Source organism: Amycolatopsis sp. NPDC004625 (assembly GCF_040609695.1).
Classification (GTDB): domain Bacteria; phylum Actinomycetota; class Actinomycetes; order Mycobacteriales; family Pseudonocardiaceae; genus Amycolatopsis.
Genome location: NZ_JBEXKX010000025.1, coordinates 89,400 through 111,521 on the forward strand (window position 1 = coordinate 89,400; position 22,122 = coordinate 111,521).

The 22,122-nt window shown below is 73.5% G+C and carries 20 protein-coding genes; 12 read left to right on the top strand and 8 right to left on the bottom strand.

The window, feature by feature from the left end; translation table 11 throughout:
* Window positions 1–7: 7 nt before the first annotated feature.
* Window positions 8–1,564, bottom strand: coding sequence for a DUF5685 family protein (locus tag ABZW17_RS26970; RefSeq protein ID WP_354819837.1), 1,557 nt, complete (start codon window positions 1,562–1,564; stop codon window positions 8–10).
* A gap of 105 nt (window positions 1,565–1,669) precedes the next feature.
* Here ABZW17_RS26970 and ABZW17_RS26975 point away from each other — a divergent pair, with 105 nt between their 5' ends.
* Together ABZW17_RS26975 and ABZW17_RS26980 are read left to right on the top strand one after the other, a co-directional pair.
* Window positions 1,670–2,188: a DUF402 domain-containing protein gene (locus ABZW17_RS26975; protein WP_354819840.1), complete on the top strand. Its 519-nt coding sequence runs from the start codon at window positions 1,670–1,672 to the stop codon at window positions 2,186–2,188.
* 66 nt (window positions 2,189–2,254) lie between these two features.
* Window positions 2,255–3,763: a glycosyltransferase family 39 protein gene (locus ABZW17_RS26980; RefSeq protein ID WP_354819843.1), complete on the top strand. Its 1,509-nt coding sequence runs from the start codon at window positions 2,255–2,257 to the stop codon at window positions 3,761–3,763.
* Here ABZW17_RS26980 and coaE read toward each other — a convergent pair.
* A complete protein-coding gene (gene coaE, locus ABZW17_RS26985; protein WP_354819846.1) occupies window positions 3,760–4,944 on the bottom strand; it encodes a dephospho-CoA kinase in 1,185 nt (394 codons plus the stop codon). The two genes, ABZW17_RS26980 and coaE, sit on opposite strands and share 4 nt — an antisense overlap.
* A 129-nt stretch (window positions 4,945–5,073) precedes the next feature.
* Between coaE and ABZW17_RS26990 the strand changes: the two genes are divergently transcribed.
* The gene (locus tag ABZW17_RS26990) at window positions 5,074–5,313 is read left to right on the top strand and encodes a hypothetical protein (RefSeq protein WP_354819849.1); all 240 of its coding nucleotides are present in this window, start codon (window positions 5,074–5,076) and stop codon (window positions 5,311–5,313) included.
* Here ABZW17_RS26990 and ABZW17_RS26995 read toward each other — a convergent pair.
* Window positions 5,310–5,756: an OsmC family protein gene (locus ABZW17_RS26995; protein WP_354819852.1), complete on the bottom strand. Its 447-nt coding sequence runs from the start codon at window positions 5,754–5,756 to the stop codon at window positions 5,310–5,312. The two genes, ABZW17_RS26990 and ABZW17_RS26995, sit on opposite strands and share 4 nt — an antisense overlap.
* A 164-nt stretch (window positions 5,757–5,920) precedes the next feature.
* Here ABZW17_RS26995 and ABZW17_RS27000 point away from each other — a divergent pair, with 164 nt between their 5' ends.
* Entirely contained in the window at window positions 5,921–6,535 is a 615-nt protein-coding gene (locus ABZW17_RS27000) for a TetR/AcrR family transcriptional regulator (protein WP_354819982.1), read from the top strand.
* A gap of 72 nt (window positions 6,536–6,607) precedes the next feature.
* Here ABZW17_RS27000 and rpsA read toward each other — a convergent pair whose 3' ends face one another.
* Window positions 6,608–8,107, bottom strand: a complete 1,500-nt coding sequence (gene rpsA, locus ABZW17_RS27005) for a 30S ribosomal protein S1 (RefSeq protein WP_354819855.1) — start codon at window positions 8,105–8,107, stop codon at window positions 6,608–6,610.
* Between the two features lie 322 nt (window positions 8,108–8,429).
* Here rpsA and ABZW17_RS27010 point away from each other — a divergent pair, with 322 nt between their 5' ends.
* The 6 genes from ABZW17_RS27010 to ABZW17_RS27035 all read left to right on the top strand — a co-directional run bounded on the left by ABZW17_RS27010 (window position 8,430) and on the right by ABZW17_RS27035 (window position 14,404).
* Entirely contained in the window at window positions 8,430–9,281 is an 852-nt protein-coding gene (locus tag ABZW17_RS27010) for a class I SAM-dependent methyltransferase (protein ID WP_354819858.1), read from the top strand.
* Entirely contained in the window at window positions 9,278–10,192 is a 915-nt protein-coding gene (locus ABZW17_RS27015; RefSeq protein WP_354819861.1) for a GNAT family N-acetyltransferase, read from the top strand. The genes ABZW17_RS27010 and ABZW17_RS27015 overlap by 4 nt, the downstream gene beginning before the upstream one ends.
* A gap of 24 nt (window positions 10,193–10,216) precedes the next feature.
* Window positions 10,217–11,137 carry a GNAT family N-acetyltransferase gene (locus ABZW17_RS27020; RefSeq protein ID WP_354819864.1) on the top strand — a complete coding sequence of 307 codons (921 nt, stop codon included), beginning with the start codon at window positions 10,217–10,219 and terminating at the stop codon, window positions 11,135–11,137.
* A gap of 107 nt (window positions 11,138–11,244) precedes the next feature.
* Window positions 11,245–11,940 carry an ABC transporter ATP-binding protein gene (locus ABZW17_RS27025; protein WP_354819867.1) on the top strand — a complete coding sequence of 232 codons (696 nt, stop codon included), beginning with the start codon at window positions 11,245–11,247 and terminating at the stop codon, window positions 11,938–11,940.
* Entirely contained in the window at window positions 11,937–13,835 is a 1,899-nt protein-coding gene (locus ABZW17_RS27030) for a YhgE/Pip domain-containing protein (RefSeq protein ID WP_354819870.1), read from the top strand. Before ABZW17_RS27025 ends, ABZW17_RS27030 begins: the two co-directional genes overlap by 4 nt.
* Entirely contained in the window at window positions 13,832–14,404 is a 573-nt protein-coding gene (locus ABZW17_RS27035) for a TetR/AcrR family transcriptional regulator (RefSeq protein ID WP_354819873.1), read from the top strand. The genes ABZW17_RS27030 and ABZW17_RS27035 overlap by 4 nt, the downstream gene beginning before the upstream one ends.
* A 58-nt stretch (window positions 14,405–14,462) precedes the next feature.
* On the opposite strand, the gene ABZW17_RS27040 is transcribed toward ABZW17_RS27035, so the two are convergent.
* Window positions 14,463–14,915, bottom strand: coding sequence for a hypothetical protein (locus ABZW17_RS27040; protein ID WP_354819876.1), 453 nt, complete (start codon window positions 14,913–14,915; stop codon window positions 14,463–14,465).
* 133 nt (window positions 14,916–15,048) lie between these two features.
* Between ABZW17_RS27040 and ABZW17_RS27045 the strand changes: the two genes are divergently transcribed.
* A complete protein-coding gene (locus ABZW17_RS27045) occupies window positions 15,049–17,916 on the top strand; it encodes a BTAD domain-containing putative transcriptional regulator (RefSeq protein WP_354819879.1) in 2,868 nt (955 codons plus the stop codon).
* Here ABZW17_RS27045 and ABZW17_RS27050 read toward each other — a convergent pair whose 3' ends face one another.
* A complete protein-coding gene (locus tag ABZW17_RS27050) occupies window positions 17,917–18,702 on the bottom strand; it encodes a helix-turn-helix transcriptional regulator (protein WP_354819882.1) in 786 nt (261 codons plus the stop codon).
* 85 nt (window positions 18,703–18,787) lie between these two features.
* Here ABZW17_RS27050 and ABZW17_RS27055 point away from each other — a divergent pair, with 85 nt between their 5' ends.
* Entirely contained in the window at window positions 18,788–19,717 is a 930-nt protein-coding gene (locus tag ABZW17_RS27055; protein WP_354819885.1) for an NADP-dependent oxidoreductase, read from the top strand.
* 169 nt (window positions 19,718–19,886) lie between these two features.
* Here the strand turns inward: ABZW17_RS27055 and ABZW17_RS27060 are convergent, their stop codons facing one another.
* Together ABZW17_RS27060 and ABZW17_RS27065 are read right to left on the bottom strand one after the other, a co-directional pair.
* Window positions 19,887–21,488, bottom strand: coding sequence for a serine protease (locus tag ABZW17_RS27060; protein WP_354819888.1), 1,602 nt, complete (start codon window positions 21,486–21,488; stop codon window positions 19,887–19,889).
* Between the two features lie 102 nt (window positions 21,489–21,590).
* The gene (locus tag ABZW17_RS27065; protein ID WP_354819891.1) at window positions 21,591–22,118 is read right to left on the bottom strand and encodes an EF-hand domain-containing protein; all 528 of its coding nucleotides are present in this window, start codon (window positions 22,116–22,118) and stop codon (window positions 21,591–21,593) included.
* Window positions 22,119–22,122 lie beyond the last annotated feature (4 nt).

Consider the following 22,122-nt stretch of genomic DNA (forward strand, 5'->3'; position numbering starts at 1 on the left):
GCTCCCCTCAGCAGCTGCAGTCGCAACAGGAGCAGCAGTCGCAACAACCGTCACAGCCACCACAGTCCCCGCAGCCGTCGCACGTGGTCACCGGTTTTCCGCTCCACGGGCCAGGATAGGGATCGCGGCAGCAGAACTGGCAGGTGCAGCACATGTAGGGGGTGAGGGCGCAGCCGAGGAAGAAGGTGCGCTTCTTCGGGGGGACGGCGAATTTGGGGTACCAGAGGCCGCCGCCCTTGCCGTCGTGCGGGCCGGGCTTGCCGGAGCCGGGGTCCTCGGGTCCGCCGGGACCACCTGGACCGCCGGGTCCGTTGGGACCGCCGGGGCCACCTGGACCGCCCGGCCCGCCGGGTCCGCCGGGGCCACCTGGGCCGCGGCCGCCGGGGCCGTTCGGACCGCCGGGTCCGGGTGCGCCCGGCGGCGGCACCGGCCCCGGCGGCGGAAATCCCTGCGGCCGCGGGGACCCGCCCCAGCCGGGCTGCGGCGCCGGCCCGGGCCCGATCCACCCCGGCGGCTGGTGCGGGTGCTGCGGCGGCGTCGGCCCCGGCCCGATCCACCCGGGCGGCGGCTGTTGCCCAGCTGCGCCGCCTTGCCGAACGTCCTGGTCCGGCAGCGAGCATTGCCCGGCGGACGACCCGTGCCCGGCCGGCAGGTCGTGGCCGACGGACGAGCCCGTTCCCGACCGCGAGCCGTGGCCGTGGCCATGGGCCGAGCCGTGGCCAAAGGAGCGCCGGACCGCCTGTCGCAGCTCGTGCACCAGCAACGCGTGCACCAGCGCCGGCTGTGCGAACTCCACCTCCCGCAACGCCAGCTCCACCCCCAGCACCGCGTCGTCGCACAACCGCCGGGCCTCCGCCACGCCCGTCCCCGTCGCCAGGAGCGGGTTCCACGCTCCCGCCGAAGCGTCCGCCGCGTGGTCCTCGACCGCGTCCAGCAAGTGCGCCACCCGGCCGAACAGGCGGCCCGCCTCCGCCAGCGGGGCCGCGTTTCCCGGGCGGCCCGCCAGTTCCGCCGTCCGGGCGAAGGCCGCCGCCGTGGCTCGCTCGGCCGGCTCTGTCGCCACCAGCGGCGAATCACCGACGCGCACCGACGACTCCAGCGCGGCCTGGCCCGAGACCGCCTCCGTCAGCACCGTCGTGTCGAACCCCACCTGCCCGCCCGTGCGGCTGCCCTGCGACGCCCAGCGGGCCGCCACCCGGCGGGCCGCCGCGGCGACCGGGCGGCGGCCGAACGCGCCGTCGCCGTCCTCGACGTGGTCGCCGATCTTCGCCGCCGCCAGTACCAGGGACACCGCCGCCGCCAGCTGGGCGCCTTCGCCGCGGGCCACCGACGCCGTCCGCATGCCGCGCAACGGGCACGGGCCCGCTTCGCGCCGGCCGTCCGCGCGGGGTGTCTGCGCCTCGACCAGCACCGAAATGATCAGGCCGTCGTAGTTGGTGACCACCCGGGCCAGCTGACCGTGTTCGTCGCGCAGCGTGAGGCAGAGCCCGCACAGGTGCGCCTGCCAGTCCGCGTGCAGGCCGGCGGCCAGCCGGTGGCGGCACGGCCGGATGATCCCGAACATCCCCAGTCCCCCTCGATTCCCCGATGGTCGGCGCACCTTAGCCCGAACGCGTGACGCCCGGGGCGGGAGTTCGCGTTTCGTGACCGGCCCGGCAGGATGACCCGCATGGCCGCACTGCACCCCCCGAAGGTCGAGGTCTTCGACCCCGCCGCCCGCGCGAACACCGACCCCAAGGGCATCGTGCGGGAGGTCGAGGAGTTCCGCGAGGAGCCGTTCGGCCTCTACCTCGCCCGCCCGACGCCGGGCCGCGCGCAGTTCCACTACCTCGAATCCTGGCTGGTGCCCGGGCTCGGCCTCCGGTTCACCGACTTCTGGTTCTCCCCCGGCCACGAACGCGACCAGGACTTCTACCTCGACGTCGTCCGCGTCCACCGGGACGGCCCGCGCTGGGTCGCCACCGACCTCTACGTCGACATCGTGCTCAAGGACAAGCTCTCCCTCCGGGTGATCGACACCGACGAGCTCCTGCAAGCCCTCGAATCGGGACTGGTCACCGCCGAAGACGCCGAGTACGCGCTCAAGACCACCTACACCGCCGTCGAAGGGCTGGCCGCGCACGGCTACGACCTCGCCGGCTGGCTGGCCACCCTTGACATCGCGCTGACCTGGCGGCGGCACCCCTGACCCCGGCGGCGCCGGACCCGCACGTAGGGTGCGGGAAGACCGGCGCCGACGAGGAACAGGAGCACGATGGACGCCGTGGCCACGGCCCCCGACCAGGCCGAAGCCCAGCTCGCCCGGTTCGCCCGGCTGCCGGTCCTGCTGCTCGCGGCGGGCACGGCCACCGCGCTGCTGCTCACCGCCGGCCGCTACGGCTACTTCGGCGACGAGCTGTACTTCCTCGCCGCCGGCAAGCACCTGGCCTGGGGGTACGCCGACCAGCCGCCCCTCGTGCCCGCGCTGGCCTGGGCCATGAACACCCTCGCCCCCGGCTCGCTCGTGGTGTTCCGGCTGCCCGCGATCGCCGCCACCGCCGCCGGCGTCGTCGTCACCGCGTTGATCGCGCGAGAACTCGGCGGGCAGCGGAAGGCGCAGGCCCGCGCCGCGGCGGCGTACGCGATCTGCGGCCAGTTCGTCGGCAGCGGCCACTACCTCGCGACGTCGACGATCGACCCGCTGCTGTGGACCCTCGTGCTGTGGCTCGTGGTCCGCTGGGTCCGCACCCGCGACGACACCCTGCTGGTCTGGCTCGGCGTCGTGACGGCGGTGGCGCTCAACGGCAAGCTGCTCATCGCCGCGTTCTGGGTGGTGGCCGGGCTCGCGGTGCTCGCCTTCGGGCCCCGCGAGCTGCTGCGCCGCCCGAAGCTCTGGCTCGGCGCGCTGATCGCCGCCGGTTCGCTGGTGCCCACGCTGCTCTGGCAGCGCGCGAACGGCTGGCCGCAGCTCGGCATGGGTGACGCCGTCGGTGCCGAGGTCGACGCCGCGGGCGGCCGCGCGGGCTTCGTGCCGAACCTGCTGGCCGGCGCGGGCTGGGTGATCGGCGCGCTCGGCGTCGTCTACGGGCTCGCCGTGCTGCTGGGGAGCAAGCAGTTGCGGCCCTATCGGTTCCTCGGCTGGACGGCCCTGGGCGTCGTCGCGGTCTTCCTGGTCGCGAGCGGGCGGTACTACTACGCGGCCGGGATGTTCGGCGTGCTGTGGGCGGCCGCCGCCGTGCACCTCGAAGCGCGGGAGCCCGCGGCCTGGTGGCGGTGGGTTCCGACCTGGCCGGTGTTCGCGTTGTCCGCTCTGTTCAGCCTGCCCTACACGCTCCCGGTCTGGCCCGTGCACTGGCTCGCCGACCACCCGGGCGCGCCGCGGCCCGCCTACGCGGCCGAAGAGGTCGGCTGGCCGGATCTGGCGGCCGGTGTCGCCACGCTGTACCGGACGGCGCCGCCGGACACGGCGATCGTCACCGGCGGGTACTGGCAGGCGGGCGCGCTCGGCCGGTACGGCCCCGAGCACGGCCTGCCCGAGGCGTCCAGCCCGAGCCGCGGCTTCTGGTACTTCGGCCGTCCGGCCGACGACACCCGCAGCGTGCTCTTCGTCGGCTACGACCCGTCGAAGATCGCGAAGCACTTCGGCGACGCGAGGATCGTCGGGGAGGTGGGCAACCGGCTCGGTCTCCGCAACGCAAGCGAGCACATGCCGGTCTGGCTGCTCACCGGCCGGACCGGCAGCTGGGCCGAAATCTGGCCGCAGCTCAGGGACATGCGCGCTTAGGGCGTCCACCCGGTGGCCGCCGCCCACTTCTCCGCGCGGGCGAACACGCCGTTGACGAACTCCTGCTTCTCGTCGGTGTACGCCTCGAACGAGGGGTCGGCGGCGTGCGCCGCGGCCAGCCGCAGCTTCACGTCGCGGTAGTCGTCGCGCTCGTCCGGGTTCGCGCGCAGGTAGTCGCGGAAGAGCAGGGCGAGCCGCCACGCGGGCGTCTCCGCCGAGCGGACGTGCAGGTTGACCGGGCGGCGCGGGTCGGCGCCGACGTGCATGCGCTTGGGCCACGTCCCCGCGCCGTCCTGGGCGTCGTCGCACCAGTCGCCCGCCAGCCGCGGGAACCCGGCGTCGGCCAGCAGTTCCGCGAGCGCGTCCGCGTCGTCCGAAGTGGACACGGTCAGCTGCAGGTCGAGGATGTCCTTGGCGGGCAGGCCGGGCACGGCCGTGGACCCGATGTGGTCGGCGCGGCGGGCGAGCTGCCCCGCCGCGGCGCGGACCCGGGCCAGCACCCGTTCGGCCTGGGCGGGCCAGGTGAGGTCGTAGGCGGCGACCTTCGGCGCCATCGGCGGCCGCGGCCGGCGCAGCCGGACGTTCGCCTCGAACGGCACCAGCCGATCCGCCCACAGCGCGTCGACCTCGGCGAGCACGGCGTCTTCGGCACCGCCGTTGTCGAGCCAGACGTCGGCGACGGCACGGCGCTGCTCGGTGCTCGCCTGCGCCCGGATCCGCGCCCGCGCGTCCGCTTCGGCCATGCCGCGCGCCGACACCAGCCGCCGCACCCGCACCTCGACCGGGGCGTCGACCACCACGACCAGGTGGTACGCCGTCGCGAGACCGTTTTCGACCAGCAAGGGAATGTCGTGGACGATGATCGCGTCCGGCTTCGCGGCCGCCATCAGCTCCCCGGTGCGGGCGCCGACCAGAGGGTGCACGATCGCGTTCAGCCGGTGTCGCGACTCGTCGTCGGCGAACGCCTTCGCGGCCAGCGCGGGCCGGTCGAGCGAGCCGTCCGCGGCCAGGATCTCCGGGCCGAACTCGGCGGTCAGCCGGGCGAGTCCCTCGGTCCCGGGCTCGACCACCTCCCGCGCGATCCGGTCGGAGTCGATCAGCACGGCCCCGTGTTCGGCGAGCCGGTTCGCCACGGTCGACTTCCCGGCGCCGATCCCACCCGTCAACCCCACGCGCAACATGCCGATCACCCTAGTCACGCCCGGAGCGCGTGACTCAACCGATATCCGGACACGCCGTGTTGCTTACCCACGCCGACCCGCGCGAATGCGTACGGTCGCCCGCGACGAAAGCGCTCACGCGGAGGAACGATGGCGGACAGCAAGCACGCCGGGAGGCACCGACTCGGCACGCCGGGGCTGGTGCACTGCCTCCGTCACCACCCGGTGGCCGACGCCTTGGCGGACTACCGCCGGACCTGGCTGAGCACCCTGCTGGTGCCGGCCAAGCACAGCTTCGCCGGCCTCCGCCGCAAGGCCCGCGCCGCGGCGCTCGAACGCATCTGGGTGCCGTCGGTCAGCCCGGCCGCGGTGGCCGTGCGCGCCGCTTAAGGGCGGGTTTCGCGCGTCTCGATCGCGATCTCCGACGACAAGGTCCGGTGCACCGGGCACTTGTCGGCGATCAGCATGAGCCGGGCGCGCTGGTCGTCGTCGAGATCCCCTTCGAGGGTGATCTCCCGGGTGATCCGGCTCAGCATGCCCCGCTCGGTTTCGCACTTGGCGCAGTCCTCGGCGTGGATGCGGTCGTGGCGCAGCCGGATCGTCGCGCGGGTCAGCGGGATGCCCTTGCGGCCGGCGTACATCCGCAGCGTGATCGCCGTGCACGAACCCAGCGACGCGAGCAGCAGCTCGTACGGGTTCGGGCCGGCGTCGGCGCCTCCGACCGCGACCGGTTCGTCGACGAGGAGCTCGTGGGTCGCCGTCGTGACCTGCTGCGTGTAGGTGCCGTCGCCACTCGCGGTGACGACGACGGTGCCGGGCTCGGGGTGGTCCATCGACGTCGGTCCTCCGGGGGTCGGGGCGGGGGCGGATCCGGACATCGGGGAACATTCCCAAGACGCCGCGGATATCGTATCTTCTGCAGCGGGTGGGTCACCCGGACGCCGCTTGCGCCGGGCTGCCGCGAAGGGGGTGCGCCGTGGCCACCAGGCACTTGCCGATGCGGCCGGCCGACCAGGGTGGCCGTGAGCGCTACCTCGACGCCGCCTTGTCGGTGCTGGTGAACCGGGGTGTCCCGGGGCTGACCGTGCGCGGGGTGGCCGAAGCGGCCGGCGCGTCGACGCTCTCGGTGTACGCCCGCTTCGGCGGCCGCGCGGGCCTGCTCGACGCCCTGTACGAGCGCACTTTCGACTCGCTGCGGGAGCTGCTGGAGGGCCTCCCGCCGTCGAGTGAGGACGGTGTCGGGGACCTGCTGCACCTCGCGCTGGAGTACCGGCACTTCGCCCGCGAGAGCCCGACCCGCTACGCGCTGATGTTCGAGCGCCCGGTGCCCGGCTTCGATCCCGATCCGGCGCTGCGGTCCGCCGTGCTGCGGACGACGTTCTCCCTCTTCATCGCCCGTGTCCTGCGGGTCTGCCCGCCGGGCGTGGACGCCCGCGCCACGGCCTACCAGCTGTGGACGACCATGCACGGCCTGGTCGGCTCGGAACTGATGCTGGCGTCGCGGCGGCCGCTGGCGGACTGGTTCATCCCGCCGACCGAAGAGGCCAACGCGGAGATGTACCGGCTGGGCGTCAGCGCGATGATGGCCGGCCTCGGCCTGCGCAACCGCTGATCCCCGGAAACGACGGAACCCCCGGTCCGCTCGGGACCGGGGGTTCTGTCGTTCAGCTCAGAGAGCTAGTGCTCACGCACCGCCGGAGAGCTTCTCGCGGAGCGCCGCGAGCTGCTCGTCGGAGGCGAGGGTGCCACCGCTGCTCTTGGAGTCGGCCGGGGCCGAGCCCGAGGTGTAGCTTTCCGCGCCACCCTCGATGCCGGTCGCCGCGTCCGCCGCCGCTTCGGCGTCGGCCTCGACGGCCTTCACGACCTGCTTCATGTGGGCCTCGTAACGAGTGTGCGCCTCGGCGTACTGGCGCTCCCACTCCTCACGCTGCTTGTCGAAGCCTTCCTGCCACTCCTGGGTGTCCGGGTCGAAGCCTTCGGGGTAGATGTAGTTGCCCTCGGCGTCGTACTCGGCGGCCATGCCGTACTGGGTCGGGTCGAACTCGGTGTCCGGCGTGACACCCTCGTTCGCCTGCTTCAGCGACAGCGAGATGCGACGGCGCTCGAGGTCGATGTCGATGACCTTGACCATGACGTCGCCGTTGACCTGGACGACCTGCTCCGGGATCTCCACGTGGCGCTCGGCCAGCTCGGAGATGTGGACCAGGCCCTCGATGCCCTCTTCGACGCGCACGAACGCACCGAACGGAACCAGCTTGGTGACCTTGCCCGGCACGATCTGGCCGATCGCGTGGGTGCGGGCGAACTGGCGCCACGGGTCTTCCTGGGTCGCCTTCAGCGACAGCGAGACGCGCTCGCGGTCCATGTCGACGTCCAGAACCTCGACCGTGACCTCCTGGCCGACCTCGACGACCTCGGACGGGTGGTCGATGTGCTTCCAGGACAGCTCGGAAACGTGCACCAGGCCGTCGACGCCACCCAGGTCCACGAAGGCACCGAAGTTGACGATGGACGACACGACGCCCTTGCGGACCTGGCCCTTGGCGAGCGCGTTGAGGAACTCGCTGCGCACCTCGGACTGGGTCTGCTCGAGGTAGGCACGGCGGGACAGGACCACGTTGTTGCGGTTCTTGTCCAGCTCGATGATCTTCGCCTCGAGCTCGCGGCCGACGTACGGCTGCAGGTCGCGGACGCGGCGCATCTCGACCAGGGACGCGGGGAGGAAGCCGCGCAGGCCGATGTCCAGGATGAGGCCGCCCTTGACGACCTCGATGACGGTGCCCTTGACGGGCTCGTCCTTCTCCTTGAGCTCCTCGATCGTGCCCCAGGCGCGCTCGTACTGCGCGCGCTTCTTGGACAGGATCAGACGGCCTTCCTTATCCTCCTTCTGGAGGACCAGGGCTTCGACCTCATCGCCGACGGTGACAACCTCAGCCGGGTCGACATCGTGCTTGATGGAGAGCTCACGCGAGGGGATGACACCCTCGGTCTTGTAGCCGATGTCGAGCAGGACCTCGTCGCGGTCGACCTTGACGATCGTGCCTTCGACGATGTCGCCATCGTTGAAGTACTTGATCGTCTTGTCGATCGCCGCGAGGAAGTCTTCCTCCGACCCGATGTCGTTGATGGCGACCTGCTGGGGCCCGGTGGGGGCGGTCGGGGCGGTGGCGGTGTCGGTGGTCATTAGGCGGGTTGCTCCGGTGGATGGGAATCGAGGGTTGGCAGTTGTCGGCGCGATGGGCGAACGCATGCGACGACCCTGCGAGCAAACGTCCACCAGTGAACGACCGCGGCATGACCCCGCATACGGTGCGCGACCCCGAGTCCCAACCAGAAGCTGAGCGGAAGGCAGCGCGAACCCACTGCGCTAACACTTATCCTACGCGGCAGCCGCTAGGCGGCACAATCAGGGTCCCCCTGGCTCGCTAAGGTCCTCGCGGAAGCAAACCGCACGCACGAGGACGCAGGTGGAGCCGCACGCGGCCACCGGGACCGGAGACACCATCATGCCACCGGAGCAGGCGCCCGCGCCGGGGCGCCACGACGCCGCGGAGCACCGGCTGGGCACGGCGGCGGTCGCCTACCGCGAGGTCGGCGGGGCCGAGGCCGCGGCCGCGAACCTCGCCTGGTGGGACGCCGACGCCGACGACTACCAGGCCGAGCACGGCGGGTTCCTCGGCGACACCGACTTCGTCTGGTGCCCGGAGGGCGTCCGCGAGGCCGACGCGCGGCTGCTCGGCGACGTCCGCGGCAAGCGCGTGCTGGAGGTCGGCTGCGGGCAGGCCGCCTGCGCGCGCTGGCTGACGGCCGCGGGCGCGCACGCCGTGGCGACCGACCTCTCCGCCGGCATGCTGCGCCACGCCCGCGACGGCAACGCGCGCACCGGCCTCGCCGTCCCGCTGGTGCAGGCCAACGCCGAGCACCTGCCGCTGGCGTCGGGCAGCTTCGACGCGGCCTGCTCGGCCTTCGGCGCGATCCCCTTCGTGGCGTCGGTGGACGCGGTGTTCGCCGAGGTGCACCGGGTGCTGCGGCCGGGCGCGCCCTGGGTGTTCTCGGTGACTCACCCGATGCGGTGGATCTTCCCCGACGACCCGGGCCCGCAGGGGCTCACCGTCACGCAGCCGTACTTCGACCGGACGCCGTACGTCGAGGTCGACGACGAGGGCACCGCGACCTACGTCGAGTACCACCACACCCTCGGCGACTACGTGCGCGCGCTGTCGGGCGCCGGGTTCACCCTCACCGACCTGGTCGAGCCCGAGTGGCCGGCGGGCCACACGCGGGTCTGGGGCCAGTGGAGCCCGTTGCGCGGCAAGCTCTTCCCGGGTACCGCGATCTTCCGTACGCACCGGTCGTGAACTCCCTCGAAGCGCAGCAGAACGCCCGGTTCGCCGCGCTCGACCCGCTGCTCCCGCCGATCGCGGCCCCGCCGTCGGCGTCGAGCGAGCCCCTGGTGGTGACGGCGGGCGGGCGCCGGGCCGGCGGCCTGCTGACGCACGCCGTGCACGCGCCGGGGTCCTGGCCGACGCTCTGGGGGCCGTCGGAGATCCGGGACCTGACCGCGGTGCCCGGCGACAGCGGCGCGGCCGGCCTCGCCGCGCTGCTGGGCGCGTGGCGGAACCGGCTGCGCGGGACACCGGCGGGCCCGGATTCGGGCTGCACGCTGACCTGGCCGAGCCGCGACGCCGAGGCGTCCGCGGTGCTGCTGGCGCACGGGTTCGCGCCGATGACGTGCCTGGCGGTCCGGCCGCCGGACCCGCCGGGCGAGCCGGGGACGGCGGCGGTGACCGTCCGCCGCGCCGGCGAGGGCGACGTCGAGGCCCTGACCGGGCTGCGGCTGGCGGAGTGGCACTACACGTCGCTGGTCGGCACCGCGGTGCCGCGCCCGGGCGCCCGGGCGCTGCTGCGCGCGGAAGTCGTCCGCTCGCTGCGGTTCGGCGGGCTGGTGTGGCTGGCGGAGGCCGACGGCGTGCCGTCCGGGATGGCCGCCTGCGCGCCCGCCTCGCCCGCGCCGGGCGACAGCCTCCACGGGCGGCTGCTGCCGGGCCACTGGGGGTACGTCGACACGCTGTCGGTCGCGCCCGCGGCCCGCGGCGGCGGCATCGGCCGGGCGCTGATGGCCGTGGCGCACCGGGAGCTGGTCCGGCCCGGGACGCGGGGGACGTTCCTCTTCTACCACCCGGCGAACCCGCTTTCGCCGGTGTTCTGGCACCGCCAGGGCTATCGTCCACTGTGGACCATGTGGATCCGGCGCCCGGCCTGGTCCTGACCGCACGCTCCCGGAGGGGGAACCATGGACATCGCCGAGCCGCTGCTCGCGGCCCACCGGGCGCGGTTCACCGCGGTCGACGCGCTGCTGCCGCCCGCCGCGCCCCCGGCCGAGGGCGAGCGGCTGGACGCGGCGACCGCCGGCGGCACGCAGGTCACCGGCGTGCTGCAGCGGCAGCGGCTGGCGCCCGGCGACGTCCCGATGCTGTGGTCGGCCGCCGACACCTGGCAGCTCTTCCCGTACTTCGGCGCGACCGGCACCGAAGGCGCGGACCTGCTGCTGCGGGCGCTCAAGGCCCGGCTCGCGGGCGAGGCGACCGGGGCCGACTCGGCGTGCGTGGTCGTCTGGCCCAGCCGGGACGCCGAGGCGATCCGGGCGTTCCTCGACCACGGGCTCGTGCCGCTGTCGGCGGTCGGCGTGCGGACCGCTCCCCCGCCCGCGGCCGGGCCGGGCGGGACGATCCGCCGGGCGGGCCCCGGCGACTTCGCCGCGGCCCTGGACCTGGCGGCGGCGACGTTCGACTACACCGGGCTCGTCGCGGCGCCCCGCCGGGACAACACGGCCGAGCTGCTGGCGCCGTCCCTGCGGGCGGCGCTGGCCGAGGACGAGCCGCCGGTCTGGCTGGCCGAAGCGGACGGGGAGCTCCGCGCGTTCGCGCACTGCGCGTGGATCGACGCGGAGCCGGGCACCGAAGCGGGCGAGCTGCTGCCGGCGGGGCGCTGGGGGTACGTGAACAACGTCGCGACGGCACCCGGCGAGCGCGGCGGCGGGTGGGGCCGGGCGCTGATGGCGCACGTGCACCGCGAGCTGCACCGGGGTGGGGCGACCCGGACGTACCTGTACTACAACCCGACCAACCCGCTGTCTTCGGTGTTCTGGCACCGGCAGGGCTACCGTCCCCTGTGGACGACGTGGGAGGTGCGCCCGGCGTCGGCGCTCCGGTGAACCACCCACAAGTGTGACGTGCGTCCGGTGATCTTGCCGCCGGTCCCGCCGGGGACTAGTTTTTGAACTGACCGGTCAGTTCAAAAGTTCTCGAAGCGGGAGAAACCGTGCAGGTCCGAGCCGATCGGGTGTCCCTCGAAGGGCACCACGGCACCTTGTTACCGCCCACCTCGCTGACCGTCGGCGAGGGCGACCTGGCGATCGTGCACGGCGAACCCGGCGTCGGCGTCACCGCGTTCGGCCTCGCGCTGGCCGGCCGCCTGAAGCCGACCACCGGCACCGTGCACGCCGAGGGCGTCGACGCCCCGCTGACCGAGCTCGTCGCCGTCGTCGACGCCCCGGGTGTCAGCGAACCGGACGACGCCCTGCCGCTGCGCGTGGTCGTCGGCGAGGAACTCGCGCTGGCGCACCGCCCCGCGGGCAAGGAGGACGTCGCCCGCTGGCTCGGCGAGCACGACGCCGCGCCGTTCGCCGGCACGCGCTTCGAGAACCTCACCCCCGCCCTGCGCACGCGGCTGCTCACCGAGCTCGCCGCCGAGCGCAAGGGCGTGCGCCTGCTCGTCCTCGACACACCCGACCGGCACACCAGCGACGTCGGCACCTGGGCGGAGCTGGCGCGCGAGCAGGCCGGGCGCGGCCTGGCCGTGGTCGTGCTGACCGCGACGACCCCGCTGTCCGCGCTGCCGTTCGCCCCCGCGGTCCTCGGCGCGGCCGAGCAGCCCGAGCCGCAGCACTGTGCTCCCCCAGCCGCCCCCGAACCCACCGAAGAGCTCCCCGCGAGCACTGACGGAGACCCCGAATGAACGCCTTCCGGATCGCGCGCAACGAGCTGCGCCGCCTCTCCACCGGCACCCTGCCGAAGCTCGCGCTGGTCGCGCTCGTGCTGGTGCCGCTGCTCTACGCGTCCTTCTACCTCTACGCGAACTACGACCCGTACGGCCGGCTCGACAAGCTGCCCGCCGCCGTCTTCACCAGCGACACCGGCGCGAAGGACGCCGGCGGCCAGCAGCGCAACGTCGGCCGCGAGGTGACCGACGAGCTGGTCAAGTCCGGCACCTTCCAGTGGCACGAGGTGTCCGAGCAGGAGGCCCGTGACGGCGTCCGCGACGACAAGTACTCGTTCGCGATCGGCATCCCCAGCGGCTTTTCCGCCGCGCTGCTGTCGGTCGGCAACTTCCAGCCGCAGCAGGCGACGATCACGCTGACCACCAACGACGCCAACAACTACCTGTCCGGCACGATCGCCAAGCAGGTCGCCGAGCAGGTGCGCAAGACGATCGCGGAGAAGGTCGGCAGCGAGGCCGCGGACCGGTTCCTGGTCGGCTTCTCCACGATCTACGCCAAGATCCAGGAAGCGTCGAACGGCGCGTCGCAGCTCGCCGACGGCGCCACGCAGCTCAAGACGGGCCAGCAGAAACTGGCCGACGGCGCCGGCAAGCTGTCCGACGGCTCGTCGACCCTGGCCACCGGCCTGGGGACGTTGAAGAGCGCCACCGCTTCGCTACCGTCGCAGACGCAGCAGCTCGCCAACGGCGCTTCCCAGGTGGCCGCCGGGGACCAGAAGGTCGCCGACGCGGCCTCGATCGCCGCCACGGCGTCGTCCGACATCCAGGGCAAGCTCGACTCCTACCGCAGCCAGCTGCAGACGGACCTGCGCGGCGCGGGTGTCCCGGAGACCCAGGTGGAGGCGATCCTGGCGAAGGCCGACCAGCTGCGCTCCCCCGTCGACCAGGCGAACAGCAAGATCCAGCAGGCCAACGGCGACCTCGCGAAGCTGGCCGACGGCGCCCGCCAGGTGTCCGACGGCGCCGCCAAGCTCGCCGCGGCGTCCCCGCAGCTGGCGAGCGGCATCGCGCAGGCGTCCGACGGCGCCAACCAGCTGAAGGACGGCGCTTCGCAGCTCAGCGACGGCGAGAAGACCGCGGTCACCGGCACGAACCAGCTGGCGGACGGCGCAGTGAAGCTGCGTGACGGGCTCGCGGCCGGGCTCCAGCAGATCCCGAACCCCGACGACCCCACCCGCAACGCGACGGCCAACACGATCGCCGACCCGGTGGCGGTGAACGCCAACGGCGAGGCGTCGGCGGGGACGTACGGCGCCGGCCTCGCGCCGTTCTTCATCTCGCTGGCCACCTGGATCGGCGCGTTCGTGCTGTTCCTGATCCTGCGTCCGCTCTCGACGCGCGCGCTGACCGCGGGCGCGGCGCCGTTCCGGGTCGCGGTCGGCGGCTGGCTGTCCTCGGCGCTGCTGGGCATCGCGCAGGTGGTGGTCCTGTTCGGCGCGGTGACCTGGCTGGTCGGCATCCACATCGCCCACCCGCTGGAAGCGATCGGGTTCGCGATGCTGGTGTCGCTGACGTTCACCTCGGTGGTGCACGCGCTCAACGCCTTCTTCGGCGCGGTCGGCAAGTTCCTCGGCCTGGTGCTGCTGGTGCTGCAGCTGGTCAGCGCGGGCGGCACGTTCCCGTGGCAGACGATCCCGGACGCGCTGTACCCGCTGCACGTGGTGCTGCCGATGGGCTACGCGATCGACGGCTTCCGCCACCTGTTCTACAGCGGCGCCTCGACCGGCCGGTTGCTCGGCGACATCGGCGTGCTGCTCGCGTACCTGGTGGGCGGGATCCTGGTGTCGACGCTGGCCGCCCGCAAGCGTCGCGTCTGGACGGTGTCGGCCCTCAAGCCCGAGCTGAGCCTGTGAGCGGCGGGACGAAGCAGAAGCTCTTCGAGGCCACTTTGGAGCTCTCGAAGAGCCGGGGCCTGGTGGGCCTGACCGTCGACGACATCGCCGCGGCGGCGGGCGTCGCGAAGGGCACGGTGTACTACAACTTCGGGTCGAAGGACGGCCTGGTCGACGCGCTCCTGCGGTACGGCGTGGACATGCTGGCCGGTCGCCTGCGGGACGCGGTGTCCGCCGGTGACCCGCTGGACGTGATCGAGGCGCAGGTCGACACGACGCTGGAGTTCATCGCGCAGTACCCCGGGTTCTCGCAGATCCTGGTGAGCGAGCTGTGGCGGACGCCGGGACAGTGGCACGGAACGCTGTCGCTGCTGCGCGAGGAGATCATCTCGATCGTGAAGCAGCAGCTGTCGCGCCTGGACGCGCAAGGGCGCCTGCCGGAGGGCGTGCAGATCCCGACGGCGGCGGCCGGGCTGTTCGGGACGATGCTGGTGGTGGCGCTGGACTGGCAGGTGTTCGGGCCGCAGCGGACCCGCGCGGAGGTGCGGGACGCGGTGATGGTGCTGATCCGCGGCCTCGGTCGCCGCTAGGGCACTCGCCGGGGCCGGGCCGGGCGCTCGGCGGGCGCCCGGCCCGGCCCCGTCCCGCTCACGGGTGGAGGTACTTCCCCGTGTCGAGCGTGGTGTTGTTCTCGTCGACGAAGTAGAACCTGACGAAGGCCGGGCCGCCCGCGATGTCCACCGGCACGTTCATGGTGTCCGTGTACGTGGTGTCGCAGACCCACCACGAGTAGGCCGACCCTCGTTTCACACCGTTGGCGTCGTACCCGTACGCGATCAGCTGGCGGCAGCCGTAGGCCTTGATCGAGTAGTCGACGTCGACGGATCGCTGGTGCCACCGCACGTGGCCGAGGGCGTAGCTCGCGCCGTATTCGAGGTGGAACTCGGAGCTGGGATCCGCCGCTGGTGCCGCGGTGGCGACCGGCGCCCCGGCCAGAACGGTCGCCGCCACGGCCGCGGTCACGGCCGCGGCCGCCTTCACGCGGGTGGACGGAACCGCCGAACCTGCTCGATCCGGGTGTCGGACTGCGGTGCTGGCCATGGTTGATCTCCCTCTCGTCACCATGTGTTCGCTGGCAACGGGAGCCTGGCAACGTTCACTGCAGCCGCACTGCAGTCTTACGGAACGTGGCAGGTCGGAGGTACTCTCGGCCCCGGGGAGGGGGGTTTGTTGCATGCCTGATGTCCGATTCGGTGTGCTGGGGCCGGTCGCGGCCTGGTGTGGCGAGGACCCGGTCGAGGTGGGGTCCGGCAAGTGCCTGCGGGTGCTCGGTGTGCTGCTGCTGCACGCGAACCAGCGGGTGGACCGCGAGCAGATCATCGAAGGTGCCTGGGACGACGGCCCGCCGAAGAGCGCGGTCAACCTCATCCAGAAGTACGTCGGCGAGGTACGCAGGTCGCTGGAGCTCGACAACGGCTCGCTGCGGACGGAGGGCACCGGGTACCTGCTGCGGGTGGCGCCCGACCAGCTCGACAGCACCCAGTTCGCGTCGCGGCTCGCCCGGGCCCGCGAAACCCGGAGCGACGGCGACCTGACCGCCGCCCGGCAGCACCTCGCCGAGGCGATGACGCTGTGGCGCGGGCCCGCCTTCAGCGGCCTCGACACCCCGGCGGCCACCACCGAACGCCTCCGGCTGGAGGAGTACCGCCTCGGCGCGCTGGAAGACCTCGCCGAGCTCGACCTGCTGCGCGGGGAACACGCACTGGCCGTTCCCGAGCTGTCCCGGCTCGCCGACGAGCACCCGTACCGCGAACGCGCGCGGGAACTGCTGATGCTCGCGCTCTACCGCACCGGCCGCCAGGGCGACGCGCTCGCCGTGTTCCACGACATCCGGCGCCTGCTGGCCGAGGAGCTCGGCGCCGACCCCGGGCACGGCCTGCAGCGCGTGCACGCCCAGATCCTGCGCGCCGACCCGGCGCTCGACGTCGCGGCCGCGACCGGAGAGCCGCGGCCGATCGCCCAGCTGCCCGCGGACATCCCGGACTTCACCGGCCGCGCCGGGACACTGCACGAGCTGCTGGACCTGCTGGCCGAGCGCCGGGTGGTGGTCGTCGCCGGCGCGCCCGGGACCGGGAAGTCGGCACTCGCCGTGCGAGCGCTCCGCCAGGCGGGGGACGCGTTCCCCGACGGCCAGCTCTACCTGGACCTCGCCGGCACCTCCGCGGTGCCGCGCGACCCGGCGATGATGCTGGCCGAGCTGCTGCGCGCACTCGGCGTCACGGACGCGGTCATGCCGCCGGGCCTGCACGAACGAGCCGCCCTCTACCGGTCGCGGCTGGCCGATCGCCGCATGCTCGTGCTGCTCGACGACGTCGCCGGCGCCCAGCAGGTGCGGCCGCTGCTGCCGCCGTCCGGCGGGTGCGCGGTGGTGGTCACGAGCAGGCACCGGCTGGCGGACCTGGCCGGCGCCGAGCACGTCGAGCTGGACGTGCTGCCCGCCCGAGACGCTCGCGACCTGCTCGCCCGCATCGCCGGGGCGGAGCGGGTCGAGCGGGAACCGGAGCCGGCCGACGCGATCGTCCGGCTGTGCGGACGCCTTCCGCTGGCCATCCGGATCACCGGCGCGAGGCTCGCGAGCCGGCGGGCGTGGACCCTGCAGGTGCTGCGCGAACGCCTGGAGGACGAGTCCCGGCGGCTGCGCGAGCTGCGGGTCGGCGACCTCGACGTGCGGGCCAACTTCGACCTGAGCCTGCGCCTGCTCCCCGGGGAAGCCGTCCGGGCGTTCCGGCTGCTGGGCCTGCTGGGCGCGGAAACGCTCCCCGCGTGGGTGATCGGCCCGCTCCTCGGCCACCCGGCCGGAGACGACGTGCTCGACACTCTGGTCGACGCCTACCTCGTGCGCCTGGTGACGACCGACCGCGCCGGCCAGCCGCGATACCGGCTGCACGACCTGCTGCGCGCCTACGCGTCGGAAGGCGCCCAGGACCGATACCCGGCCGAGGAACGCCGGGCGGCGGTGGAGCGGGTCCTCTCCGCCTGGCTCGCCCTCGCCGAGCAAGCCCGCGACCTGTGCTACCCCAGCCTGTTCCGGCCCACGCCGGGCCGCGCGCCGCGCTGGACCCCGGACCACACGGTCGTCGATCCCATCGCCTGGTTCGACGCCGAGCGCGGGACGCTGCTGCGGGCGATCGAGCTCGCGGCCGAGTGGGAGCTGGACGAACTGGCGTGGGAGCTGGCGGTCGCCGCGGTGCCGTACTACGACCACCGCAGCCTGTACCAGGACTGGAACCGCAGCCACCAGATCGCCTTGGCCACCGCCCGCGCGGCCGGCAACGCCCACGGGGAAGCGGCGTTGCTGCAAGGGCTCGGCCAGGTGCACATCTACCTCGACGAAATGGCCGAAGCCCGCGACGACCTGCACCGGTGCGCCCAGCTGTACCGGGGCATCGGCGATCAGCGCGGTGAAGGGCTCGCGCTGGCGAGCCTGGGCACCGTGCACCGCGTCCGCGGCGAACTCGACGCGGCGCTGACCGTCGACAAGGAAGCGCTGGCCCACGTCGTGGCCGCCGGGCACCGGCAGGCGGAAGCGCAGATCCGGACCGCCATCGGCATCATCGGTTTCGAACAGGGTGCCGGTGACGCGGGTTCGTGGATCGAGGACGGCCTCCGGATCGCCTGCCGGCTCGGCGACCGGCACCGGCAGGCGGTGATCCTCCGCACGCTCAGCCGGTACCACCAGGGAATCGGCGACACCCCGGCCGCGCTGCGCGACCTCACCGAAGCGCTGACGATCTTCAACGAAATCAACGACGAACGGTGCGGCGCCTACACCGACCAGCGGCTCGGTGCCATCTACGCGGAGGCTGGTGACCGCTCCCGGGCGGATTCGGCGTTGCGGCGCGCGGCGCACGTCTTCCGCCTCAACGGGGACCGCAGCAACGAGGCCGCGTGCCGGCAGCAGCTCGGCGAGCTCGAAAGCGAACTCGGCGACGCTGCCGCGGCCCGGCACCACCTGAGCCTGGCGGTCGGGCTGTGGCGAGCCGTCGGCCTGCCCGAGCGGGCCGAGGAGGTGCAGGCGGCGCTGGACGCGGTGCGTGACTGATCAGGCCGAGAGCGCCGGGAGCGCACCCGCCGCCACGCGGGCCGCGGCGCGGTAGCGACCGGGTGTCTGGCCGACGAGGTCGGTGAAGGCCTCGATGAAGCTGCCCGGATTCGCCCAGCCCAGCCGGATCGCCGTGTCGGTGACCGAGGCACCCGCGCACAGTTCCAGCAGGGACCGCTGAACCCGCAGCAGCGTCCGCCACTGGCGGAAACCCATCGACAGTTCGCTGCCGAACAGGCGGCTGAGGGTGCGTTCGCTCGAGCCGGTCCGGTGCCCCAGCTCGGCCAGGGTCGCCGGGCCGGCCGGGTCGGCGTGCAGCAGATCGGTCACGGCCTTGAGGCGCGGGTCGTCCGGCTCGGGGAGGCGCAGCGGTTCCTGCGGGGCGCGGGCGAGCTCCGTGAGGACGACCTCGAGCAGCAGCCGGACGCGGGAACCGTCGGCCGGGTCGTGGTCTTCCGTCACCGCGAGGTACGCCTCGCGCAGCAGCGCGCCGGCCGCGAAGACCGAGGGCCGGGCCGGCAGTCGCGCGGCCAGGGCGCCGGGAACCCGGAGCAGCCGGAGCACGGTCTCGCCGTGCGAGCGGCTGCTGTGGACGTGGAACGGCGGCACCCAGGTGATGCGGTTCGCCGGCGCCACCCAGGTACCGGCCCGGGTCGTGGTGACCAGTGCCCCGGAGGCGGCGTACCTGAGCTGGCCGAAGTCGTGGAAGTGCGCGGCGACGTCCTCGCCGTGGGCCAGGGGCCCGCAAGCCGCCGCAACGCCGTCCTGGTGCACCGGCTCGGTCATGACCTCACCCTACGGTGGCGGGTTTCCGGAACTTCCTGGCGGCGCACCGGTGGTACGCCGCCGTGGCGGCGATCATGGTGGAGGCATGCGAGTCATCACCCAGCACACGCTCGGCGGCCCCGAGGTCCTGACCATCGTGGACGCGCCCGAACCCCGCCCCCGGCCGGCCGAAGTCCTCGTCCGCGTCACGGCGATCGGGCTCAACCCCCTCGAACCACGCCTGCGGGCCGGCGAATTCCCGCTGTTGGGCCCGCCGCCGTTCACCCTCGGCTGGGACATCAGCGGAGTGGTCGAGGCGGCGGCGCAGACGTGGCGGTTCCGGCCCGGTGACGAGGTCTTCGGGATGCCGTTGTTCCCCCGGGCGGCCAACGCGTACGCCGAGTTCGTGGCCGCGCCGGCGTTGCACCTGGCACGCAAACCGGCGTCGCTTTCCCACGTCGAGGCGGCGGCGTTGCCGGTGGTGGGGTTGACGGCGTGGCAGGGCCTCGTCGACCTGGGCGGCGTGACCGCGGGCGACCGCGTCCTGGTCCACGGCGGTGGCGGCGGGGTCGGTCACGTCGCGATCCAGCTCGCGACGTCGCTCGGGGCGCACGTGATCACGACCGCGGGCTCGAGCAAGCGGGACTTCGTCACGAGCTTGGGCGCCGACGAGGTCGTGGACCACACGACGACGGACTTCGCGGCGGTGGTCAGGGACGTGGACGTCGTGCTCGACACGATCGGCGGCGACACGGCTTCGCGTTCACTCGGCGTGCTCCGGCCCGGGGGCCACCTCGTGACGGCGGTGGCGGAGGAAGACACGGAGCTGATCGCGAAGTTCGAGGCGGCCGGGAGGCGGTTCAGCGGTATCGCGGTCGATCCCGATCCGGTCGCGCTGCGCGGCCTCGTGGAACTGGTGGAGCGGGGGCGGCTTCGGGTCCACGTGCAGGAGACGTTCCCGTTCGAGCGCATCGCCGACGCGCACCGGCTGATCGAGGGCGGTCACCTGCGGGGGAAGGTGGTCCTGACCGTCTGATTCAGGCCGGGGCCCGCGGGGGCGCCCCCGTTTTCCACGCTACCAGCCAGGACCGACAATTCCGGGCGCCGAAACCTCGCTCGGGCGCGGTCCCCGCCCCAGCCCGCGGGGGCGCCCCCCGTTTCCTACGCTACCGGTCGGCACCGACAATTCCGGCGCCGAAGGTCGCTCAGCCGCGGTCCTCGATCCGTGCCCGGACCGCCGCCGCGTACGTGTCCACCGCGGTGGCCGCGGCCGTCAGCTCGCAGGGGCCGTCGATCAGCAACCTCTTCGCCGGGATGTACGCCTGCTCGATCTCCGGGTCGCCCACCAGCCCGTGCTCCCGGGCCAGCTCGTGGTCGCCCGCCAGCCTCGTGCGCAGCTCCTCGCGGCGGGCCACCAGGCCGTCCAGCACCGCGCGCTGGCGGCGGCCGTCCTCGACCGCGGGGGCCACCGCGTGCTCGTGGCTGTCGATGTGGCGCTCGACCCACTCCGCGTCGCCGTCCACTTCGGCCGACCGGAGCTGCTTGAGTGCCCCCTTCAGCCGCTGTGCGCGGGCCGGCAGCATCGCGACGCCCGTGAAGCGCGTGGCCACGCGCAGCTGGTACGCCTCGATCTCCGCCAGCTCCGCCACCGCCTGGGTCAGCACCTCCAGGCGGCCCGCGAGGTCGTCCGCGGCCGGGCGGGCCTGGCCCGTGCTCGCACGCACCGCCGCCACGCCCGGTGACGACTCCTCGCGGAACCCCAGCAGCAGGCGCAGGCCGAGCTCGGCCGCGCGGCCGGCCAGCGGGGCCAGCACCTCGCCGACGAGCCGGTCGGGCTCGGCGGAGTCGTCGATCGCGTCGACGACCAGCGTGCGGCCCGCGACGCCGTTGGTCAGCCGGTCGGCGATGCGGTGGCGGACCGCGTCCGCCGTGCGGCCGGTCGCGTCGACGGCGAGGTCGACGCTGCCCGGCGGCGGCATTTCGCCGAGCGCGGGCGGCAGGCCGGGCACGCCGAGGGAACGTTCCCGGTCGGCGAGGACGATCCCGAACCGCAGCGCCGCCGCGACCGGCGAGCCGGCCTCGCCCGTGTCGACGACCCAGACCGTGCCCGGCTCCGCGTTCGAGAACCAGTCGGCGACGCGCTGCACGAAGGACACGTCGACGGCCTCGCCGACCGGGCGCGAGAAGCTCGCGTCGACCGCCGGGCTGCCGGAAGTCCAGATGCTCAGCTGGGGCAGGTGCCCGAGCATCGTCTCGACCGGCACCATCCACGTGCCGGTGTCCTTGCCGACGACCATGCCGACCACGTGCCCGGTCGCCTCGTCGAGCACCGCCGTGCCGCCGAAACCCGGGCCGAGCGGTTCGGCTTCGGCCGTGCGGAACAGGCGGACCCACTCGCCGCCGGTCTGCTCCGGGCCGCCGAGCCGGGCGTGCGTCCAGCGGCCGACCGAACCCGGCGGGAACCCGAACGCGCGGACGAGCTGGTGCTCGCCCAGCGGCATCCGGTGCAGCGGGGCGCGGAACACGCGGGATTCGGGACGTTCCAGGCGCAGCAGCGCCAGATCGCCGTGGCCGCCGCCGTCGGAGGGCACCCAGCAGCCTTCGACGACGGTCGCGGCGCCGGGCATCGCCTCGGCCAGGCCGACGAAGTCGACGCTCAACGCGGCGCGCGGGCCACCCGCCGTCTCGACGACGTGCGCGCTCGTGAGCACGTGGTACTCGTCCAGTACCGTGCCCGCCCCGCACACCCGGCCGAGTTCGTCGTGCAACCGGACCCGCCAGCGTCGTCGCTCACGCTCGAACCCCATTCGGCGGACCCTACGCCGTGATCGCCACGCGGTGGCGCCGACCTCCCTACCCAGCGGTAATGGCTCACCCGAACGGAGTCGTCCGTTCGGCGCAACGCCGGATCACACTCGCCCGAACACGCGGCTGCCGGGCGCCGCCGGGTCGTCGCCGGCCCAGAACTCGTACCAGTGCCCGGTGAACTCCTCGCGGGACAGGCGGCCGTCGCCGTCGGTGTCGAGGAGCGCGAACACCTCGTCGGTCGGGGTCTCGACGCCGTTCCAGGCCGTGATGAGGCGGTGGTACTCGGCCGCGGAGATGACGCCGTCGCCGTTCTCGTCGACGGCTTCGAACACGGCGGCGGCCGTGCCGGTGACGGCGCCCGGCATCTTCGGGAGTTCGTCGACGACCTGCAGGACCTGGTCGACGCTGACCTTGCCGTCCCCGCCCGCGGCATCGTCCAGCGTGCCCCACCAGCCCATCATGATGCCGGTGAGCCGCTGCCCGCCGGGCGTGCTCGCGTCGGTGCCGCGGAGAACGAGCCACCTCGCGGTGAGCGCGCGGAAGTCCGCCTCCGTCAGGTACCCGTCGCGGTCGTGGTCCATGGCGCCGAAGACGCCGGAGATCTTGCGCCGCTGGAAGTCACTGGCCATGGCG

Coding starts and splice junctions, on each gene's coding strand:
- ABZW17_RS26970 (WP_354819837.1), bottom strand. CDS start 1,564: ATGTTCGGGATCATCCGGCCGTGCCGCCACCGGCTGGCCGCCGGCCTG.
- ABZW17_RS26975 (WP_354819840.1), top strand. CDS start 1,670: ATGGCCGCACTGCACCCCCCGAAGGTCGAGGTCTTCGACCCCGCCGCC.
- ABZW17_RS26980 (WP_354819843.1), top strand. CDS start 2,255: ATGGACGCCGTGGCCACGGCCCCCGACCAGGCCGAAGCCCAGCTCGCC.
- coaE (WP_354819846.1), bottom strand. CDS start 4,944: ATGTTGCGCGTGGGGTTGACGGGTGGGATCGGCGCCGGGAAGTCGACC.
- ABZW17_RS26990 (WP_354819849.1), top strand. CDS start 5,074: ATGGCGGACAGCAAGCACGCCGGGAGGCACCGACTCGGCACGCCGGGG.
- ABZW17_RS26995 (WP_354819852.1), bottom strand. CDS start 5,756: ATGGACCACCCCGAGCCCGGCACCGTCGTCGTCACCGCGAGTGGCGAC.
- ABZW17_RS27000 (WP_354819982.1), top strand. CDS start 5,921: ATGCGGCCGGCCGACCAGGGTGGCCGTGAGCGCTACCTCGACGCCGCC.
- rpsA (WP_354819855.1), bottom strand. CDS start 8,107: ATGACCACCGACACCGCCACCGCCCCGACCGCCCCCACCGGGCCCCAG.
- ABZW17_RS27010 (WP_354819858.1), top strand. CDS start 8,430: ATGCCACCGGAGCAGGCGCCCGCGCCGGGGCGCCACGACGCCGCGGAG.
- ABZW17_RS27020 (WP_354819864.1), top strand. CDS start 10,217: ATGGACATCGCCGAGCCGCTGCTCGCGGCCCACCGGGCGCGGTTCACC.
- ABZW17_RS27030 (WP_354819870.1), top strand. CDS start 11,937: ATGAACGCCTTCCGGATCGCGCGCAACGAGCTGCGCCGCCTCTCCACC.
- ABZW17_RS27040 (WP_354819876.1), bottom strand. CDS start 14,915: ATGGCCAGCACCGCAGTCCGACACCCGGATCGAGCAGGTTCGGCGGTT.
- ABZW17_RS27045 (WP_354819879.1), top strand. CDS start 15,049: ATGCCTGATGTCCGATTCGGTGTGCTGGGGCCGGTCGCGGCCTGGTGT.
- ABZW17_RS27050 (WP_354819882.1), bottom strand. CDS start 18,702: ATGACCGAGCCGGTGCACCAGGACGGCGTTGCGGCGGCTTGCGGGCCC.
- ABZW17_RS27055 (WP_354819885.1), top strand. CDS start 18,788: ATGCGAGTCATCACCCAGCACACGCTCGGCGGCCCCGAGGTCCTGACC.
- ABZW17_RS27060 (WP_354819888.1), bottom strand. CDS start 21,488: ATGGGGTTCGAGCGTGAGCGACGACGCTGGCGGGTCCGGTTGCACGAC.
- ABZW17_RS27065 (WP_354819891.1), bottom strand. CDS start 22,118: ATGGCCAGTGACTTCCAGCGGCGCAAGATCTCCGGCGTCTTCGGCGCC.